Annotated in this window: 17 protein-coding genes; 9 read left to right on the forward strand and 8 right to left on the reverse strand. The window is 48.9% G+C overall.

The window, feature by feature from the left end; genetic code table 11:
* Positions 1-156: 156 nt before the first annotated feature.
* From HUF19_RS14815 to HUF19_RS14835, 5 genes are all read right to left on the reverse strand, one after another.
* Positions 157-2,046: a PhoX family protein gene (locus tag HUF19_RS14815; RefSeq protein WP_260997341.1), complete on the reverse strand. Its 1,890-nt coding sequence runs from the start codon at positions 2,044-2,046 to the stop codon at positions 157-159.
* An 81-nt stretch (positions 2,047-2,127) separates the two neighbouring features.
* Positions 2,128-4,668 (reverse strand): TonB-dependent receptor, encoded by a 2,541-nt coding sequence (locus HUF19_RS14820; protein WP_260997342.1) that lies wholly within the window; start codon positions 4,666-4,668, stop codon positions 2,128-2,130.
* Positions 4,669-4,822: 154 nt separating this feature from the next.
* On the reverse strand, positions 4,823-7,639 hold the full coding sequence (locus tag HUF19_RS14825) for a TonB-dependent receptor (protein ID WP_260997343.1): 2,817 nt from the start codon (positions 7,637-7,639) through the stop codon (positions 4,823-4,825).
* A gap of 57 nt (positions 7,640-7,696) precedes the next feature.
* On the reverse strand, positions 7,697-8,590 hold the full coding sequence (locus HUF19_RS14830) for a FecR family protein (RefSeq protein ID WP_260997344.1): 894 nt from the start codon (positions 8,588-8,590) through the stop codon (positions 7,697-7,699).
* Between the two features lie 60 nt (positions 8,591-8,650).
* Entirely contained in the window at positions 8,651-9,112 is a 462-nt protein-coding gene (locus tag HUF19_RS14835) for an RNA polymerase sigma factor (RefSeq protein WP_260997345.1), read from the reverse strand.
* Between the two features lie 946 nt (positions 9,113-10,058).
* Here HUF19_RS14835 and HUF19_RS14840 point away from each other — a divergent pair.
* From HUF19_RS14840 to HUF19_RS14855, 4 genes are all read left to right on the forward strand, one after another.
* The gene (locus HUF19_RS14840; RefSeq protein ID WP_260997346.1) at positions 10,059-11,111 is read left to right on the forward strand and encodes a DUF6414 family protein; all 1,053 of its coding nucleotides are present in this window, start codon (positions 10,059-10,061) and stop codon (positions 11,109-11,111) included.
* 26 nt (positions 11,112-11,137) lie between these two features.
* Positions 11,138-11,497 carry a hypothetical protein gene (locus tag HUF19_RS14845; protein ID WP_260997347.1) on the forward strand — a complete coding sequence of 120 codons (360 nt, stop codon included), beginning with the start codon at positions 11,138-11,140 and terminating at the stop codon, positions 11,495-11,497.
* Positions 11,498-11,503: 6 nt separating this feature from the next.
* Positions 11,504-12,688, forward strand: coding sequence for a PcfJ domain-containing protein (locus HUF19_RS14850; RefSeq protein ID WP_260997348.1), 1,185 nt, complete (start codon positions 11,504-11,506; stop codon positions 12,686-12,688).
* 110 nt (positions 12,689-12,798) lie between these two features.
* Positions 12,799-13,272 carry a DUF6998 domain-containing protein gene (locus tag HUF19_RS14855; RefSeq protein ID WP_260997349.1) on the forward strand — a complete coding sequence of 158 codons (474 nt, stop codon included), beginning with the start codon at positions 12,799-12,801 and terminating at the stop codon, positions 13,270-13,272.
* Between the two features lie 208 nt (positions 13,273-13,480).
* Here HUF19_RS14855 and HUF19_RS14860 read toward each other — a convergent pair whose 3' ends face one another.
* Positions 13,481-14,482: a helix-turn-helix transcriptional regulator gene (locus tag HUF19_RS14860; protein WP_260997350.1), complete on the reverse strand. Its 1,002-nt coding sequence runs from the start codon at positions 14,480-14,482 to the stop codon at positions 13,481-13,483.
* Positions 14,483-14,611: 129 nt separating this feature from the next.
* Between HUF19_RS14860 and HUF19_RS14865 the strand changes: the two genes are divergently transcribed.
* The 3 genes from HUF19_RS14865 to HUF19_RS14875 are packed head-to-tail and all read left to right on the forward strand — an operon-like array spanning position 14,612 to position 17,017.
* Positions 14,612-15,379, forward strand: coding sequence for an SDR family NAD(P)-dependent oxidoreductase (locus HUF19_RS14865; protein ID WP_260997351.1), 768 nt, complete (start codon positions 14,612-14,614; stop codon positions 15,377-15,379).
* Between the two features lie 58 nt (positions 15,380-15,437).
* Entirely contained in the window at positions 15,438-15,941 is a 504-nt protein-coding gene (locus HUF19_RS14870; RefSeq protein ID WP_260997352.1) for a 2,4'-dihydroxyacetophenone dioxygenase family protein, read from the forward strand.
* 14 nt (positions 15,942-15,955) lie between these two features.
* Positions 15,956-17,017, forward strand: a complete 1,062-nt coding sequence (locus HUF19_RS14875) for a zinc-binding dehydrogenase (protein WP_260997353.1) — start codon at positions 15,956-15,958, stop codon at positions 17,015-17,017.
* A 46-nt stretch (positions 17,018-17,063) separates the two neighbouring features.
* Here HUF19_RS14875 and HUF19_RS14880 read toward each other — a convergent pair whose 3' ends face one another.
* Complete coding sequence (locus HUF19_RS14880; protein ID WP_260997354.1) at positions 17,064-18,902, reverse strand: GGDEF domain-containing protein; 1,839 nt, start codon at positions 18,900-18,902, stop codon at positions 17,064-17,066.
* 125 nt (positions 18,903-19,027) lie between these two features.
* Positions 19,028-19,555 (reverse strand): MOSC domain-containing protein, encoded by a 528-nt coding sequence (locus HUF19_RS14885; RefSeq protein WP_260997355.1) that lies wholly within the window; start codon positions 19,553-19,555, stop codon positions 19,028-19,030.
* Positions 19,556-19,736: 181 nt separating this feature from the next.
* On the opposite strand from HUF19_RS14885, the gene HUF19_RS14890 reads away from it, so the two are divergent.
* A complete protein-coding gene (locus HUF19_RS14890) occupies positions 19,737-20,024 on the forward strand; it encodes a hypothetical protein (RefSeq protein WP_260997356.1) in 288 nt (95 codons plus the stop codon).
* 61 nt (positions 20,025-20,085) lie between these two features.
* Positions 20,086-20,646 (forward strand): CBS domain-containing protein, encoded by a 561-nt coding sequence (locus HUF19_RS14895; protein WP_260997357.1) that lies wholly within the window; start codon positions 20,086-20,088, stop codon positions 20,644-20,646.
* Positions 20,647-20,649: the final 3 nt, after the last annotated feature.

Below are 20,649 nucleotides of genomic sequence, written 5' to 3' on the forward strand. Positions count from 1 at the left end.
ATTAAGAAAAATTTCCCGAATAAAAACCGGGCAAAACGGCTGCATCAATAACGCTGTCCGTTCTGCCGGAGAAATCCATTAAAGCCAACCACGGATATTGTTAAATCAGAACTGACTGCATAGCCTCAGAAAAAGGCTACGCAGCCGGCAGTTCAATTACGCAATAACATCACCATTTATGCGGCGCACCACCACGATGGCAGGCCGTGGCGGCATGGCCGCATTAAAATCCGGCCAACGGTTCAGTGGATTATGATACGGATCCAGCTGTTCTTTGCCCGGTTCCCCCGGGTGCTGAATAGCAATAAACAGTGAAGCGGCATCAGGAGTAAACATTGGCCCGGTGACCTCTGCACCATCCGGACAACGGAAAAACATCCTGCTTAAACCACGCTTTTCACCGGTTGTATACATGGCCCACAAGCCATCATTAGTACCGGTCTCCCGGGAAACCGACAAACCCTGATCGGTACTTACCCACAGACGTCCCAGCGGATCAACCACACCATTATCAGGGCAGGTAAACCAGCCATTGCTGGTCGTGTGACGATTAAAGTCCGCCTGATGCGCAGCAATATCCGGATTGCCACCACGGATAAGCATTTCCCAGCGCGCCGCTCCGCCCTGATCATCTTCAATTAATTCAACAATATGACCGAAACGATTGTTTGCTCGCGGGTTCGCTGCGTCTGTTTCTTCACGTCTGATATTGTTCGATAACATCACATACACTTTACCGCTGCGTTCGTCCGGTACGATATCTTCAGGCCTGTCCATCGGAGTCGCCTGTAATAAATCAGCGGCCCGCCGTGCTTCCAGCACGACATCAGCCTGAGAATAAAAGCCATTTTCAGGAGTCAGGGGGCCAGTGCCATATTGCAGGGTCGCCCAATGCAGGGCACCGCTGGCTTCCAGCCGTGCGACATACAGAGTGCCATAATCCAGCAGATTTTTATTGGCACTGGCATTGTTACGATCAACAACATCGCGACTGACGAACTTATAAATATATTCGAAGCCGTTGTCGTCTCCCATATACACCACCAAACGCCCATCAGCACGAACCATGGTTTCAGCCCCTTCGTGCTGGAAGCGCCCTAATGCTGTACGTTTTACCGGAGTACTGTGCGGGTCTTGCGGATCAATCTCGACCACCCAGCCAAACCGGTTTGCTTCGTTAGGATTATGGGCAAGATCAAAGCGGCTATCTGCCTGACTCCAGCGGCTGGCTTTACCACCAATACCCAGACGCTGATAATTCTGCTGTTCCGGATGATCCGGCGCTAACTCGCCACCGAAAACACTGTCAAAATTTTCTTCGCAAGTCAGATAAGTTCCCCACGGCGTCATGCCACCGGCACAATTCATCAAAGTACCGATAACCTGACGCCCGGTATTATCGTATCGCGTTTTTAACCGGTCATGTCCCGCTGCGGGTCCGGAAAAGGTGATGCTGGTACTGCGCGCATTAATACGGCGGTTATAAGGTGAGTCGTGTACATAGTGCCAGCGGCCATTATTCAGGCGCACTTCTACTATCGAATTACCAACCGCGGCCTGCTCTATTGCAACCTGCTGTTGCAGGCGCTCACCACGGTCAGCCACGCCATCGGCAAACATCAACTCAGGCAGTGCGTATTCGTGGTTGACGCACAATAAACCCCGCTGCTGCCCTTCATCAGCAGACAGCGGTAAATAGCCAACATAATCATTGTTATATCCGAATCGTACTTCCTGTTCATCGGCATCCATATTTTCCGGATTAAAAACGGGAAGCCCCGGCCGCAGCGGATCTCCCCAACGAATAAGCACATCCGCCTTATGCCCATTTGCCACATGCATTTCAGCACCAAATCCGTGTTCAATCTCATCAAATTTAAAACTGGCCTGACTGAATTCCTGCGTGGATTTTCCAGCCAGCGGCGAACAGGCGACAGTGGCCGATGCTGCAGCACCAGTCAGTAGTGTATTACGCAAAAAACGCCGACGACTGAAACGATGTTCAATCAGTTCTGCCAAACTCTTAGCCATAGTTGGTCTGTTCATAACATTACCCTTAAAAAAATTTGCCTCCTGCAATACAGGAGGCAATGACTCAGATAACAGAGCCTGTTTTATCTTTAATAATCAGAACTTGGTACTTACACCCAGAGAATAACGTGATCCATAATGGTCAATAGAGCCAGGACGGGACTTGCTTTCGTGATAACCGTAAATACTTTCATCCGTGATATTCACGGCTTCGAATGAAATCCGGGTATCTGCAACAATTTCGTAAGAAACATTCATATCGAGTGTTCCGAATTCATCAATATAATCATCTGCCACATCACCTACACCATTATTGGCGAGATAATCATCACGCCAGTTATAACCAATGCGGGCACTGAATCCGTTCTTCTCGTAAAATGCGACTAAGTTATAGCTGTTTTCAGACAACCCGGTAACCGGCTGAGATACCAGGTCTCCGTCTTCGGCCACTTCAACTTCACTTTTTACATAGGTGTAGTTTGCCTGAACACCTAAACCATCAAATGGTGCTGGCAGAAAATCCATAACCTGCTGATAGGCAAGTTCAAGTCCCTTGATTTCACCTTCACCGGTATTCGCCGGAGCACTCACCGTAACGTCAGTTCCGTTAACATTAACTATCTGAGACTGACCGGTAATAAAGGTGCTTATATCTTTATAAAAACCAGTGACCGAGGCATAGCCTGAATCAGAGAAGTAATATTCTGCAGAAATATCATACTGCATAGCTTCATATGGTTTCAGACGCGGGTTGCCACCACTGGCTGTCGGAGCATCGGTACTGAAAGATATACCCGGACGCAGGTCTGGCAAGGATGGCCGGCTCATAACTTTTGCTGCCGAAAAGCGCATTAACCACTCATCACTCAGATCAAAGTTCAGGTTAAGGCTTGGCAGGGTTTTGTTGTATTTCTGAGTAACATCTACAGATACCGGCTGGTCATTGACAATGCTGGTTCCTGATGGATTCTGCTCAGTGCGAACATGACGGAAACCTAAGTTACCAAAAACAGGAACACCAAGATCATATTCAAAGTTACCCTGAACATAGGCCGAGGTTATATTTTCCACTACCTTATAGGAGTTTCTCTTATCATCATTTGTCAGCGGCTGACTCAACAAATCACTGCCAAAAAACTCATTATGGAATTTATCACCGTCAGGAACCGCCCAGTTATCAAGGTAATTACTGGAAATTCCTTTACCAAAATCACTAACCGGAAATGATTCAAAGTAGCTGTCATCAAACACTACGCCATTCAGACCATCGGTAACACGAATGTCACGGCGCTTGTAATCACGCTCCCGATCACGTTTCGCAACACCAAACTGAACACTGGATAATACTCCCGAGGTCAGATATTCAAAATCCAGCTTCAGTGAATTATCGCTATCGTCTACCTCGATGGTTCTGTACTCAATTCTGCGGCCAGGAAATTGCTGGGCATCTGAGATATCAACCGGAAAGCTGAACTTTGGTGGCTTTTTATGGCCAGCGGAAAAATCAAAATCTACCGCCACATCATCCAGTCGGAGACGAGTCCGGCGAATCGGATCATCGGTTTCACTGTGTGCATCAGAACGGCTGATATCGGCAGAGATAATCCAGTTATCCAGTGTCCAGCTGTTATTCATCGCAAAAGACAGCGACTGGTGATTAGACGTTGACGACTCCCGGGACAACTGCAGGTTAGTATTCTCTGCCGTGCCCGCAACCAGACTGTCTCCTATTAATGTAGCGTTGCTTACCGGTCCACCCAGCTCAATATCCATACCGATTTCGTCGAATTCAACATCCAGATCCGACCAGAGAAGATCGACGTTCATCTCATGCTGTTCACTGCTTTTCCACTGCAATGCCGACGCTAACGACATCCGCTCTTTGTTTTGTCGCTCCAGGGTTGGACGATGACGACCATTACCAAATACTTCACTGAAATCCTGTGCCGCGTCTGCTGAATCCAGCTGACCACGAATCCAGTTCCAGTTCATCGAACGATCCTGACGAATTTCCCGCTCAGAATAGGCGCCGGAAAAGAGAATACCCAACGTATTATCAGTATTAGTCCAGCGATATAAACCCGACAGCTTTGGATCTGTACTGTCTGCCAGATCGGATTGAGTTAACTTAGCCGATACCGCACCTGAATTTTCCAGTGCTAAAGGGCGAAATGTTTTAATATTTACAATACCGCCAATCGCTCCTTCATCCAGACGTGCTTCCGGAGATTTAATAACCTCAAGCCCGGAAATCAACTCAGATGGCAGCGTGTCATAGCGGAATTGACGACCATCCTGACCACTGTTTTCAACGTTTTCGTTTACAGCCAGATTACGTCCGTTCAGCTGTGTTACCTGAAACTGTGGACCCAGACCACGCACACTGACCGACAACCCTTCACCACGGCTTCTTGCCACCTGAATACCCGGCAGCATCTGCATTGCTTCCGCAACGTTTTCAGCCGGAAACTTGCCAATATCTTCAGCATTAATGGCATCCATCACCGTCGCTGACTGGCGTTTAATATCCATTGCCCGGTCAAGGCTGTCGGCGTAACTGCCATAAGCGACTACTTCTTCCGTGATGTTCTCATCCACTGCCGGATTTTTTTCGTCCGCATGGGTTACAGAACTCACACTGATTGCAGCAATAGCCGCAGCTAATCCATATTTCTTCATCAGTTTTTTCACCTCGATTATTGAATGTCTACAGCCTGCATGCATCAAGATCAGCTGTGTCTTTTCAAATAGACGGTGCCCGGTTAAAAATAGGACATTATTTTTTTAAAAATTATAAATTGACATTCAGAACAAGAAGAAATCGCGGAGCACTGTATTCCAGTGAGTGGTAGATTTTTTTGCCCGAAGAACGAATATATGAAATATCTTCCGAACCAAGTAAATTGGTACCAGTAAGGGACAGGGTTGTGTCCTTACTGAAACTCCAGCTCAACTGAGCCTGTAAACGCACATCGCCTTCAACATAAACATCGGCAACGCCTTCTGCCCCCTTTTCCAGAAGATAATCGGATCGATAGCTCACACCCCATTGCATGCGTGTATTGCCGAGCTGCCAATAAAACTGGCCGGCTAATGACACAGGCGAGACCTGAACCATAGGGTAATGTTCATCGCCGTGAGCGACATCACTGTGTACAACAGTGGCCGTAGTCTGAATCCCCCAGTCTGGCAGACCGATATCGTAACTGACCTCATGCCCGAGAATACTCGCTTTGCCATTATTCACAGGGAGTGTAACCCGGTAGTTTTCACCGTTAATCAGCTGAGGCTGTGATTCACTGACAATATAGTCCTGTAAGTTTTTTGCGAAAAAGCTGTATTGATAGCGCACGCCCTTCGCCGGCCGGAAACTTACTGAAAATTCTGCCTGATCTGCCGGCATGGGTTTTAACCGGGGGTTTCCGGCGCTGGCCAGAAAGACACCTTCGGTAGAATTTAAGCTGACTCCTGGTGTCAGGTCCTGATAGTTAGGCATGCTGACTGACTGACTAAGATGGGTACGCCACTGCCAAAATGGCCCGGCCTGATAAAGGATGTTCAGAGATGGCAGCCAATAATGGTAGCTCCGCTGATAACTGACGGCGGATGCACTGTCTGCCTCATAACCTGAAGACAATAGCGTCAGCCGGCTGTGGCGAACAGCAGCATTACCACTCAGGTGTTCGCCGATGTCAAAATCAATCTGGTTATACCACTGCAGCAGATTTTCTCCGCTGTCATAGCTGTTTTTCCGGTCAGCTTCTGTGGCGACAGGAAATGTCAAAGCAGAATCAAAACGCTGCTGTAAGCGAGAATTCGGAACCAGCCAGTGTTTTACACTCTGATGACTTACCGCAGAAAGAAAAGGCTGCGCCTGGTTACGACTCATATCCAATGAGGGCACAAGATGTACCTGTTCGGTATGACTTAATGCAACATCCTGCCGGCGGTAGCGGCGCTGTTGTTGTACCAGAGAAAAGCCAGACTTCCAGCTGCTCAGCCCGGCGACAGTCAGATTTTTTCGCCAGTCCAGCTGTAACGACTGTACATCGTGCTGTAACTGAATATCACGCCGGGTCAGAAGATCCAGCGCCACAAAATTTTCTGCCTGAAGAGGATCAAAGCCAGGCAGAAATCGCAACGCTCGCTTATCAGCCGGTGCTGAAAAATTCAGATCGGTCGGCACCGAGTTGATTACCGTTCGGCTGATCGGTTTATCCGTTCCACTATGGGCAGAGGAAACCGCCAGGCTGACACTGCCTTCCCAGGATTCATGCTGCCACTCGTAATCTGTCATCCATAGCTGGTTACGGTGTAATTGTCCTGATGTATCCAGACTGCTTTGCAGATACACATTCCGGGCGAATCCGCTAACCAGTGCATTTCCGGAAAACCCGGGATCCGAAAACACAGCATCCTCTGCATCCAGTCTTGCCTGCAAACGCTCCTCATTAAAATCTATCGATAAATCGGATAAAAAATAGTCGAAAGAAATAATGTTCTGGTTTTCCAGACGCCATTGTGCGGATGTACTGAAACTGCGGCGCTGTCTTTGCTCCTGCTCATTGGTTAAGGCGAACCGGTTACTGGGAACCAGCAAGTCATCATCCAGCTGTGAGTTATTCCAGGCGTTTTTATTCAGGTCCCAGTTCCAGGTCTGGTACTGATCCTGATAATGATAGCGCTCGCGATACTGCAGTCCGAATAAAATTCCGAGAGTCTCGTCATGATTACGCCAGCCAGTCATTGCCGAAATAGTCGGATAACTTCTTTCTGCCAGCGGCTGATACTCCCACTCGGTACGGAAATAATGCGGTAATTCTGAAACAGACAGCGGACGATAGCCGGTAATACTTATATCGCTGCCAATGGCTCCTGGCCCGGAGGCCGACTTAAGAACCTCGACCTGAGCAACATTCTCTGCCGGAAGAACGTCAAACCGGAACTGTCGCCCTCCCTGGCCGCTATTGCGCACGTTTTCGTTAATAGCCATAACATGACCATTCAACAATATGCGCTGATATTGCGCTCCCAGACCGCGCACGCTGAGACTCAGCCCCTCCCCACGTTCGCTGTTGAGCATAACGCCCGGCAGGTACTGCAGAGATTCAGCCAGATTTTCGTATGGCAGAGCCTGCAATCCAGCGGCCGACAATACTGAAACAGACTCCGGTCTGGCCTGCTCTTCCGCTAAACGATAATTGAGCGCAGCGTATAAACTACCCTGAGCATAAGGGCTCGCCGGATTAAAGCGCTGACCCAGCACCAACAGCTGTTCAACATGATCCGGAGCTGCATCCTCCTCTGGAACGGCCTCAATTAAATAGCCCTGAGAAACTTCCCGGTATCTGAGGCCCGTGTTTTGCAGAATTTCAGTCAGCAATTGCGTTAAAGAATAATCCCCCCGGATATTTCCGTGACTCAGTGTTTGCAGCAATTCACTGCGGGCAACAATACTGACGCTATAACGGCGGGATATCTCTGGCAAACTATGCTGCAGAGAACCGGCAGAGAACTGTACATTGAGGGTAATATCGCCGGATGCCTGACACAGTGCAGAAAAAACGGGCAGTAAAAAGATGATCAGGCTACAGAGAATTTTTTTCATATCGGCATCGTCAGCCAATCACAACGCAGTATATTCCCTTACTGTTAATCCATTGCTTCATTGGATTGGCGATAAATAATAAACACCCTGAATCTGACTTAACTGCAGACCTGATATTTCAGTGAGTAAATTCAATGACTGCTCTATTTTTTCTACCTCAAAGGCTCCACTGATCCGCACATCCCGAACATCCGGTGCCAGATAAATAGGCTGTTCGCTGTAACGGTTCAGCTGATCTACGACATATTGAATGGAATGCCCCTGAACAATCAGCTGCCCCGACATCCAGTCGGCCCCCTGGCTTTCCGGCTGAAATACCGACACTTCGATTTTGTCAGCCGTTAGGCGTGCCATTTCCCCGACCTGCAGCATGGTGGTATTACCATGCAGCGAGGTAACCTGAACCTGGCCTTCATAAACACTGACCTCTACTCCCTGGGCCGTCTGGTCGACATTAAATTCTGTCCCGACAACCTGAATATCCCCCCACTGGGTACCAATAATAAAGGGACGCTGAGGGTCTTTCTGTACATCAAAATACGCTTCACCCTTTTTCAGCGAAATGCTGCGTTGCTTAGCGCTGAAGGATACTGACAACTGGGTATCGGCATTGAGTAATATTTCACTGCCATCCTGCAGATTGACCATCTGCCGCTCAGCAACTTTGCTTTGATAAGACAACAGCTGGCTGATTACCGGAGTGGTCCCGGAAGGTTGCAGAAAAAACAATCCGCCACTGACCAGCAGCACAAAGCAGGCCGCCATAGCGGGTTGCCAGAGACCCGGGCGCACTCTTGTCGACGGTTCGGCTACGTTTTTTAATGCGTCGGTCAGCGCAGGGTCCTGCCAGATAGCCTGCTCCAGCTCATCCAGAGCAATATCATCAGGCAGATCCGCCGGGTTATGCCGGGCGTCGTTGGCAGCAATGTGTCGTGTCTCAGATCTGCTCATCAGGATTCATAAATCAGTGTCATTTAAACAATGACGGAATAATCGGGAAAAAAGGACAATTTATTTTTGCAGCCCCTGAACTGCCTGCTTCAGGGTGCTGAGCGCGCGGGTAATGTGTTTATCAACGCTGGCAGAAGACAACCCGAGAGCGTTGCCAATACTGGCCTTGGATTCACCCTTCAAACGATACCGTACAAACACGTCACGGCGCAGGGCTGGCATACTCTGCAGGGTTTTCTGATAAAGCTCCATACGGCGCTGGCGATCAAGTTGCAGCTCCAGATCGGTGCGCTCACACACCAGATCTTCATCCAGCGGTACAATCTCTGTTCGCCGTCCACGAGCCATATCAATCAGGAGATTACGCGCTACCCGGTAGGCGTATCTGAGCGGCTGCTCAATTTCTGACAGGCGACTGCGCTCAATCACCCGCACCAGTGTCATCTGAAAAATATCATCGACATCCGCTTCCTGATCTACGGATTTACGGATAAAAGCCCGTAAATCCGAGCGATTAGCCATCAGTTCTCCGCTGATTTGTCGATGCTGTCTGGTGTGTTTCGCGTCTGTCATAGGCTACGTCTCAGAGCGGAAGCAGCACGCTAACTAATAATTATGACAATTCAGAGACAGGGGGGAATTTAAGATCAGTTCGGCCGTAACTTTGTCTACAGCCCGTTTGTATGCAGAGCCGATGAACGCTCTGCTGGAAGGGCATACGGAATAATCAGAAGCAGAAAAAGTGGCGATCAGGGGTTTCCTGACCGCCGGCAAGCCTGCTGCGCTCATCAGTGCCGCGTTCGCACGGAGCAGGCTGGCGCGGGTGCCGCGTCAGGCCGGTGCCGCTGATATTGATCGGCCGCAGGATTGCTGAGCTGCTATCTCTGTCCTCCTATTCTACGAGCTATGGCCCATGATCTCTAACCTCCAATCTCAATCCCTCCCCGCCTCCTACACGCAAAACCAGTACTTTATACCTAGTCAGCAATGCTGATTTTTCTGTTATTAATACGATCTGCCTACCGGGGCCTGTGAAGGCAGGGTAAAGGCAGCGGTAAAGGCAGCGGTGACTGCAGCAGTGAAGGCGGGCAGTGAAGGCGGGCAGTGAAGGTAAACGGCGAGCGCTGTTGTCTGCCCTCAGATGCAAAGAGATGCTGAGCATCCAAAGCGCAGATTGTTCAGTTCATACGAAGTCCGGCACGTTTTGTATTTGTGCGTGCGCGGTTTGACAGGCCAGGGGAAGAAAAACCCGTTAATAGTCAACGAACTGGAAATCGGTATGACAGGTTTACAGACGCAGAAAAGCGAATCAACCGGCGTGCGCGTTTTTCCGGAATGGATTTTTTAATTGTGGGAAATTTCTCAGCTTGGGCAATGAGTTATATGATAACTCTCGGACGAATCTTTCGGAATTAATGCGCACGTATACCAATAAACGGTTAGGCGAAAATAGCAGAAGGAATAAACTTTGAATCTATTTGATTACCTGTATGTAGACTTGGATAAAGTCATCTCGCTGTATAGTCAGATCACAGGTGGTGTGGTTGAGTTAAGGGAAACTCAATCTGAAAAGTGGTCTACGTCAGACAATAAAAGAAACTACGATTTCAAAGTTTTCAAACATGATGCTGGAGGAACGACAGAAGATAGAGAGCAAGATAAAACAACAATCAAACCCTATCATGCTTTATTGCAAGAATTAGAGTCAGAACTATATTCTTCGGGCTACCTTTTAGACTTAGCTAACTTTGAAGAAGGGAAGACATTAAAAGACTCAGACCTTAGGGCTACACTTAAAAATGCCCTATGCATTAAATGCTCAGGCCGAGTAGTCATAGAAGACTATGAAAGGATGAAAAAAATCGGCCAAGATTTTCCAGACATAGTAAAACTGATAAACAGAAGTCATGCTGAGACATTGAAGGATTCCCCAGAGTACCAAGAAATTGAACGGAAAATCCAAGATTTGGAGAGTACAATCGGAGATAGAAATTCACAAGCTAAAGCTAAGAAGAAGGCAAAGGATCTAAGAGCTGGACTAGATTCATTACTAGATTCATCAACAGCAGTTGGCATGGTTCCACAATGGATTTTGGATGGCATGAAAACATGGATTGATGCATTTCTTCCAAACATAACAAACATTCGTGTTTATCCATTCAAAGATGAAGATGATGAACATATTTTTGGGCACCTAGATGCTTCAAATTTTACAGTTTCAGATCCAACAGCTTTTCACTTCACTTACGGTTCATTCCCTACTGAAGAATTTACAATACTTGGTGTTATAACCTCTGTTCCTTCGAACGAAGGAGAAAACTTTTTTCCACTACAAGAATTCGAAAAAGAAGACCTTAAAGACTACGAAAGTGTTGAACATGCATTTCGAGGTATGTTCCGAGGATTTGATGGAATTGAGGCTATGGTAAGAACCTGTCGGTATCCGAGAGTTCTGGTCCATCCAATTTTGGTATATCGCCAAACATCGCCCAACAAGGCATTACAGAGGACAAGCCGCTGAATGCGGCGTTAGCTCATCGAGGCACCATGACAGAATCTACGTTAAAAATAATCCCCTTGGTTTTATCTTGGCCAGTTGCAGCAGTTTTAATTGTACTATTTTTAAGAAAACCCATCATGAAGGTTGTTGATCGTTTTATTGATGGACAATCTGGCAGGGCTAAAATTGGACCTATTGAGGTTGAGCTAGGTCAACTAGCAGATAATGGAAAGAAAGCAATTCAACAGCTAAACGACATCAACCACATCATTGCAAAATCGAGACTTATAGAACTTGAAATTACGACGGAAACCCTATCTCACGCATTTTCAACGAAACATAAAAAAGACCTTGAGAAGGTTACATTAGAGCTCAAAGAAAAACTAACTGAATTAAATAAGAAGTAGAAAAACGTGTGCCCAGACATTAAAATAATTGAAACAGAAAAATCTATTATTCTTATATTTGACTTTACTGAGGCAATAGATTCTGTTGTATCCATAGAAATGAAGACCGAAAGCCTTGTTGTGAAGATACAAGCGCACGGAGTATGCGAATATGCCCTGGACGCAGGATTCCCTCTATACTCAAATGATGGATCATCGTTTTATTTTAATAAAAATGTGCCTATACCTGAAAACACTCCTTGGTTACCAGCACCAAAATTATTTACATTTTCATACCTACAGACCTCCTTCATAAAAATCTGCACTGAAAGCTTTCGTGGCATTCAAATGCTAGAATCAAACCCGTGCCTACTTTGGATTATGCTTGATTATTCAATAAAGAACTCCTTAGATAAAATGCAGATTCACTCTTGGCTAGGCATGAAGAGAAAAGACATTATAAAAATAATAATTGGTATAAATTTCGATGGGGATGAAAAATTCATATCTAAAATAGACCCAATCACAGGAGAGTCAAACGAACTAAACTTAATTATTAGAACAATCAAAAACCCTCAATTTGCCTCTGCGTACGCACACTGGTCCAGAATACCAATACAAGTTCTATACATAGCAGAAAGATATCCTACCCTGCATGGTGCACACTACTTGTTAGATTGGTGCTCAGAAAATCACGATAGAATGTCTTGCTACCTACCAGGCTCCGTAGAATTAAATAAATTAACCGAAGACACCATTAGAGCAGGAAAAGAATTAAACATTAAAAATTCTCGAAACATAGTAATTTCATGCAAAACAGTAGATCAACTTAATAAATTGCATGATGCCTGGGTTGATTCTTTGAACAGAAGCCGTAGGCACTACGATCCTGACATTGAATTTGACCGCCCTGACATCCAGGAGCACGAAGGAATAAAGTGGATTTCATCAGCAAACTCACTTGTATATGAAGGCGTAGAAATGGGGCACTGCATTGCAACTTATGTTGATAAAGCACGATCGGGAAAATCCATTATATTCTCAGTTTACTATCCCGAGAGAGCAACCTTAGAGATTACCAACAGAAATGGTATTTTCAATATCATCGAAATTAAAAAAGAAAGAAATAAAAACGTTAGCGAAGAAACAGTAAACTATATAAGGGAATGGCTGGATCAGGAAAATAAAAAAAGGCGATCTTTTCACACATAGAACTAATAATCGGTTCCAGCTTGACGATAGACACTTTTTGCGTCACTCGCTGTCACTCAAGATGAACAAAAAAGTTGCTCGACACCAGTCGCAGCTAAATAGGAGAGCAAGTGAGACTCAGCGATCTTACGGACAAAGAGCTTCTGCAGCTTCAGGCATCTGCAACAAATGAGCTTAAAGTCAGAGGGGTAGTCCGCACACAGAACAACCCACTAGGCGATTACACGGAGTGGCTAGTCTCGAAGGCTCTGGATCTTGAGCTTCAGGCAAACTCCAAAGCTGGATATGATGGCGTCAGCAAAGACGGTGTGCGCATACAGATCAAAGGGCGGCGCGTTACGCCCACAAACAAATCGCGCCAACTCAGCGCTATCAGGAAGTACGCCGATAAAGATTTTGATGTCCTCGCAGCCGTAATTTATGACGAGCATTTCAACATTATCGAAGCGTTGCTGATCCCCCACGAGGTCGTAGGGGAGTACGCATCGTACCGAGCTCATATTAATGCTCACATCCTGATATTGAAGGGGCCAATCTTAAGTGATCCACGGGTTCAATCTATCAAGCAGGCGTTGTGCGGCTAACAAGTGATCCTGCCCCGCTTTAGCGGACACCAACGACAAACTGACCTAGTGTCCAACGGCAAACTATATTCAGCCAAACAAGATCTGGCTGTATTTAAATAGGTTTAAAGTCCAGCCTCCCTATCCTGCCAGAGTATCTCTGGCACCTTCTTACACCTTCCCTGACAGCTCACCAGGCAACTCCCATAACACCTTTCTGTCACCAGCCCTAAGGCCGGTGCTGCTTCTGCCACGCCCGTGGCGATATTCCCGTCCAGCGGCGGAAATGCCGGCTGAATACCGCCACCTCGGCATAGCCCAGCTGCAGCGCCAGTTCGGTGATGGTCTGGGCGCCGTAACGCAGTTGCTGCTCGGCCAGACTCTGGCGCACCTGCTGTAATAAGCCACGGTAGCTCTCACCATTCTGCTGCAGCCGGCTTTGCAGTGTGCGTTCATGCATGCCCAGCGCCGTCGCCACCCGTTCGATACAGCATTCGCCGGTGGGCAGCAGACGGCCGATGATGTCCCGTGCCTGGTCGGCCAGGTTGCCGGGATAGCGGCTTTGCAGATAGTGCAGATGCTCCTGCAGATGGCGGTTCAGTGCTTCTTCGTCCTGATGATTACGACTCGCCAGCTGAGAGCTTTTCAGCACCACACCGTCGAAAGGCTCAGAGAAACGCAGTGGCGGTAATGTATTGCTGCGCTCATCTGCGCCCTGCCCGGCCGGAGCGGGCTGGCGCAGGTGCAGCGTCAGACCGGTGCTGCTGATATTGAGCAGGCTGCAGACAAACATCGCCAGCTGCGCCACGCTCAGCTGCATCAGTTGCTGCATACCATAAGGGGACTGCACATTGATCGACAGCGCCAGGCGCACCTGTTCGCCCTGTGGCTGCACTTCCAGCGTTGCGCCCGCCGCATGCAGGTAGAGGTTCTGATTTACCCGCGCCAGCGCATCGGCCACCGTCGCCTCGCGCGATACCAGCATTGGTAAATCGCCCAGCACATGCAGTGTCTGCCGCTGTGTCAGCAAAACACCGAACAGTGGCTGAGCGCAGCGCTGGGCGGCTATTTCCAGTAATCCGGCCAGGCGCGGATAGGCGATATAGGTATTCGGATCGCGGAACTGCGCCTGACGCAGCCCCGCCTGCTGCATCAGTTCTATCGGGTTTTGTCCGTATTCCAGCACCAGTTGCTCGAACTGGGCGACGGCACCACTGCGTACCAGATACATCCTCAGACCTTCCGCTATTCCGCCATCAATACTCGCAATATATCAACTTGTGCTCGTAAAAGGTCAAGAACCTGTGCAATTAACCACCTACATTGGTGCTTAACAACAATAACAAGCAAGGTAAAACGTATGCGCTTAACAGGTAAAACCGCGGTAGTCACCGGCGCCGCAGGTGGCATTGGTCAGGCCATTGTCAGCAAGTTACTGGAAGAAGGTGCACGGGTTCTGGCCGTGGATCTGTCAGCCGAAGCCCTTGAAGTTTTTAGCAATCTGAACACCGAGCGGGTGCGTACGCTGGCGGTTGATGTTACCGACTACGCCCAGGTGGAGCAGATGGTGCGCCATGCCGCCGAGCAGTTCGGCCGCCTGCACATTGTGATTAATAACGCCGGTATCGGCCTCGCTAAACCTCTGCTGCAACATGATCCGAAAACCGATTTTGACCCGGTTACGCGGGTGAATCAGCACGGTGTGTATTACGGCATTCTGGCCGCCGCCCGTCAGTTTCAGGCACAGGGAACGGACGGCGTGATTATTAATACCTCATCGGTCTACGCCAGCATCGCTTCCGAAATGACCTTTGCCTACAACGTCAGCAAGGCTGCGGTCGACATGATGACCAAATGCGCAGCGCTGGAGCTTGCGGGCCTGGGCATCCGCGTCTGTGCCGTGGCACCGGGACGGGTGGATACGCCGATGCTGCGCCAGTACGAGGCACTGGGCCTGTGGGACCATATCCGCAAAGAGCAGATGCGCCAGACATTTACCCAGCCTGCTGAAATCGCCAATGTTGTGGCCTTCCTCGCCAGCGACGAAGCCAACTGCATTAACGGCTGCACCATCAGCGCATCCGATGGTTTCGAGAATTTTAAATACCCCCTGCTGGACCCTGTGTAACAAGGCCCGGAATAAAACCCATCACCAACAATAAAGATAAAACCGTGAGGTACTAACCATGGCATTACCCGACGTTATCCAGCATCAGGATTTTTTACTGACCCTGAACACCAACGAAGAAAATTTAATTAAAGATGCCCTGCCCGGCGTTGATGTGTATCCACTGTTTCTCGATCCGGAAAACGGCACCTGGGTTATCCGCGCTATATTCAAACCCGGCATCACCCTGCCTAAGCATTTTCATACCGGCGTGGTGCACTTTTATACCCTGAGCGGCCGCTGGAATTATCTGGAATACCCGGATCAGCCACAGACTGCCGGCAGCTATTTATATGAGCCGGGTGGTTCCATTCATACCTTCCATTGCCCGGAAGACTCCGGCGGTGCGGATGGTTTTATGGTGATCTCCGGCGCCAATATTAATTTCGATGACAACAATAATTTCATGAACATTATGGATGCCGGCTGGATCGAACAGATGATTATTGCCGCCGCCAAAGCACAGGGTGTAATCCCGCGCTATATCAAACCCGGTGCGATTGCCGGTTTCAGCAACGACTGAGCAGGAACAACACTATGGCAACCATGAATGCTGTTGTAATGCAGGACGGTGCGCTGAGTGTGCAGCAGATGCCTTTGCCCGAGCCGCAGGCCGGGCAGGTACTGGTGCGCAGTCTGGCCTGTGGAATCTGTGGTTCCGATCTGCATATTACCCGCCATACCGGCGAGGTGTTTGATTTTTACCGCAAGCTCGGCGTAATGCCGGACAGTCTGGATAATCATACCCCGCTGTTACTCGGCCACGAGTTCTGCGCCGAAATTGTCAGCTACGGTCCGGCAACGGAAAAGAATCTGCCCATTGGCAGCCGGGTTACCTCGGTGCCGATTCTGCTCAGCCAGAACGGCGCCGGTGTTGGTGTTACGCCAGGGTTAAGCGGTGCTTATTCAGAATATTTTATTCTCGACGAAGCTCTGCTTCTCCCAGTGCCCGATAACGTACCGGCCGAAGCCGCGGCACTGGCTGAACCGCTTGCCGTTGGTTTGCACTCAGTTAACCGCAGCAATATCGGCGCGGAAGATACTGCTCTGGTGGTCGGTTGTGGGCCTATTGGTCTGGCGGTTATTTCGGCGCTGAAATTGCGTGGCATTAAAAATATTGTTGCCGCCGATTTACAGCAGGACAAACTGCAGATCGCGCAGGAATTTGGCGCTACGGGCAGCGTTAATCCGGCACAGCAGGATGAAGTAGCTCTGGCCACAGAGGTTGCCGCCGGTCAGCGTCTGGTGATTTTTGAGTGCGTTGGTCTGCACACATTAATTGATGGCTTTGTGCAACGCGCACCGGCCAATGCCACACTGGTTATCACCGGCGTGCATACCGCGGTGTCGGCGATTAATTATGCCTATGCCACGGTCAAAGAGCTGGATATGCGCTTCTCGTATTATTACCAGCCGGAAGAATTCAGCGAATGCCTGAACACCATTGCCGCAGGCAAAGTGCCCTGGCAAAAGCTGCTGACCGGTAAAGTCGGGATGGACGGTGTGGCGCAGGCTTTTCAGCAGTTACTGAAACCTAACCCGCATATTAAAGTGGTGATTGAACCCTGGCGTAACGGTGCACTGGAAAGCGTCGGCTAAACGTCGGCAAGCTATCCGGAAGCAACGGTGGTTAAGCAGTTGCTTCTTACTGCGCCGGAGCACTGGCATCAGGAAAATCCTGATCATGATCCAGCAGAATGCCCTGCTTACCACTGCGTTTTACCTGATACATGGCTTCGTCAGCACAACGCAGTAAGGTGCTCAGGGTTTCACTGTGCAAATACCGCATGCAGATACCAATACAGGCACCAACGGCGACGGTTTCGCCATTGCTTAAGCAGAACGGCGCACTGACAGCTGATAATATCCGGCTGGCATAATCATGCACCAGCTGTTCATCGCTGACCGCACGACAGATCACTACGAATTCATCGCCCCCCATACGGCCAATGGCATCATTTTCCTGCACAATATCCTGCAGACGCCTGGAAATTTCCTGCAGAAATTCATCACCGGCACCATGCCCGTAACGATCATTAATCGGTTTAAAATCATCCAGATCAATAAGCATCAATGCGATCACTTCGTCCTGTGGCGTATGCTTTTTCAGTTGCGAGAAATATTGCCGCAGACCATTACGGTTATTAAGGCCGGTCAGTGCATCTTCGGTAGCCTGACGCTGCAGCTGCATCTTGGCTTTTTCCAGCTCTGAGGTACGCTCTGAAACCCGCTGTTCCAGAATTTTTTCCTGCTGCATTAATGTATCCAGCAAGGCCTGCTGGGCTTTTTCTTTCTGCCGTTTTAAATCGTTAAAACGTGCAGCAAGAGCAAATGACAGCAACAACATTTCTGCCGCAGAACCCAGCTGCATACCGTAAACCGTAAAGAAATTTGAGGGAATCAGGCCGGCATTACGTACTGACAACAACGCAGTACCAATCAGCAGCAAGGTCCAGGCAATCACAAAAATACCGGCCGCCGGAACTTTGCAGCGCAGCGCCGCTATCCCGGTTGCCAGTAACGTTACCGTGGTCATAATGCCCATCACCGACATTATCTGTAAGGCATGCTGAACATTACTGAACAAAGTCAGTGCCGCACCAAACCACCACAACGGAATGGCCATACTGAGAAAACGGTGCCAGCGCGGCGCCAGTGTCTGCATCTGCAGAAAACTGCGGGCAAACATCATTGCCAGAGCAGTAGCAACACTGAAGCCGGCCGGAACAATACGGTCAGCAAAGCCGGTCAGCGCCATATCCGGCCATAACATTAAAGGGCCTATGCCATTCATGCCGGAGGCCGCAAAACCAAAGGTAAAGACAAAGGCGGAATACAAAAGAAAGGTTTTCTGTCGCAGTGCCAGAAACAGTAAAAAATTATAACTGCCCAGTGCGATCAGCATACCAAAATACAACGCCATGATGATGACGGTCTGATTATTATCCAGCGCGTATTGATCAGCAGATAACAGACGAGTATTCAGCGCCATTCCCGCCTGAGTGACGACACGCATATAGAGAACGATGTCTTCTCCCGGATTGAGCATCAGCGGAAAAGCTGCATTTCTGGCAGGAACCGGCCATTGGCTGACTGGTACATATCGCCCGGCATGCATTTCTTTTATGTTGTCAGGCCGCACAACATAAAGGCTTACATCATCCAGGTAGGCGTATTCAAATTCCAGAATCCACAGCTTTGGCTGCAGGAGCTGAGACTGAATCTCAAGGCGTAGCCAATAGGCATCATGGGTGTAACCGAAATTCAGCTGGCGACGATTATCCACGGCGATAAAGTCTGCGCTGCGCCTGCGGATTTCATCGAGACTTGCCTGTGCACCAGAATCAACCAGATAACGGCTGAATAAATCCGGTTGTATTGCTGTATCGTTTTCCGTCACCGTAACTGCAGTGGCGGCCTGCGACAGGTACATCAGCAGCAGGAAAATGAACGCCCGAACATACTGCAGCTTATGCTTATTCAACTATTTTCCTCATTCGCAACAACAGGCACGCTATTTTGACCGGTGATCTGTCATCGGCTGACGACATAAATCATGGATAAGATATACAGGCAGTATAGCTGTTAAAGTGCAGTGAAAAGACGGGGCTATTCCGGCAGTCGCTCATCAACGCTGAGGCAAACCAGCTCATCACCGACCCGGATTTTTCCGGCACGCAAAATTCTCGCACATAACCCACCATGCCCCAGCATGGCTGCATGACCACCCGGACCCAGCACTTCATCCATACGGGAACAGGGATGACAGAGTGCTGTTGCCGAAAATATTGCTTCACCAATACGGAACTGCTGATAGCGCAGAGCCTGCAGATTAATACCACTGATTACCAGATTCCGCCGCAACAGAGCCGGATCTATGCACTCTCGTTTAAGCAGTTTTGCCACAACATCAAGATGTTCAGCATTAATCAGCGTTACCTGACGTGCAGACCCCGGAGCACCCTGGCAACGGCGATCCCCCTCAAGGCCAAGGTCGGCAATGGCATAGGTTTGCATCACACTCAGCAGGGGCGCCCTGCGGGCCGGGCGTAACCCGATCCAGTCGAGCCTGCCATTTCCCAGAGCAGTGCTGATGCGGTCAAATAATGAGTGCTGGCGCAGCATAAAACGACTCACAGATAACACTGACAGAGCCGCGCATAATACTACGTATGATCAGTGCCATGAATCATTCCGTTCCAGCATAAGCAGGCAGAAATTTTATAACATAAGTTAACGGAACCCACGTGGCCGGCACGGATCATACAGACTAGACTGAAAGTATCTGTTCAGTCAGGTCACCGGAGACGGCTTCAAGATGTTGCGTTCCCTGCTCTGTTGTTTACTGTTACTCAGCCCGGATTCCGGCCCCCAGACCGGAGCTACAGCTACAGCAGCCGATAGCCGGCCGGATATACTGCAAAGCAGCGACAGCAGCACCACGCAAACCTTTGCCGATAACGCTCAGGGTGACGATCCGCAACTGGTCCACACTGGCTCACCCGCATTATTTATTCCTGATGGTTACAGCCGGACTCCGCTCTGGCAGTCATTCAATGTTTACACCCTGCCCTTATTCCTCATTCGTGCCCCACCAACAGCCTGATAACAATTTGACCTTGCAGATTTTTGCACGTTTGCTGCCTTTGAATAATCAGGAGATTACTATGCCTAAATTAACTCTTTATCCGGTTGTCAGCGTGGATGAGCTGGTATATCCGGAACAGTCCCCACGTTACACGCTGGAAAGTCGTGCAATACAGTTTTTTACCGACTTTTATACCAACGAACCTCTGGTGATTGAATCAACGGTATCGGCCATTGATGCCCGCAATACCATGATTAAAACCCATGTACGTCTGAAACTGGTGGTTGATGAAGATGACCACTTTGTTGGCGTGATCAGTTCACAGGAGTTATCAGAACAGAATATTATGGCCAAAGCAGCGCAGCTGCATCAGAGCCGGGAAGACATTCAGGTGACTGATCTGATGATCCGCAAAAAAGATTTACTGGCACTGAATATTGATGAAGTCAGTCGCGCCAGCATCAACGATGTCGTGAATTTTCTGAAAGATAACCATCAGCAGCATTGCCTGGTAGTGGATGAGCAGATGCACCAGATCCGCGGGATTTTTTCCGCCAGTGATATTTCGCGCAAACTTAAACTCCCCATTGATATCAATGAGCAATCCAGCTTCAGCAAGGTCTTTGATGCTGTGTCCTGATCA

Origin of the sequence: Thalassolituus hydrocarboniclasticus, assembly GCF_025345565.1 — a bacterium.
In the GTDB taxonomy this organism is placed as follows: domain Bacteria; phylum Pseudomonadota; class Gammaproteobacteria; order Pseudomonadales; family Oceanobacteraceae; genus Venatoribacter; species Venatoribacter hydrocarboniclasticus.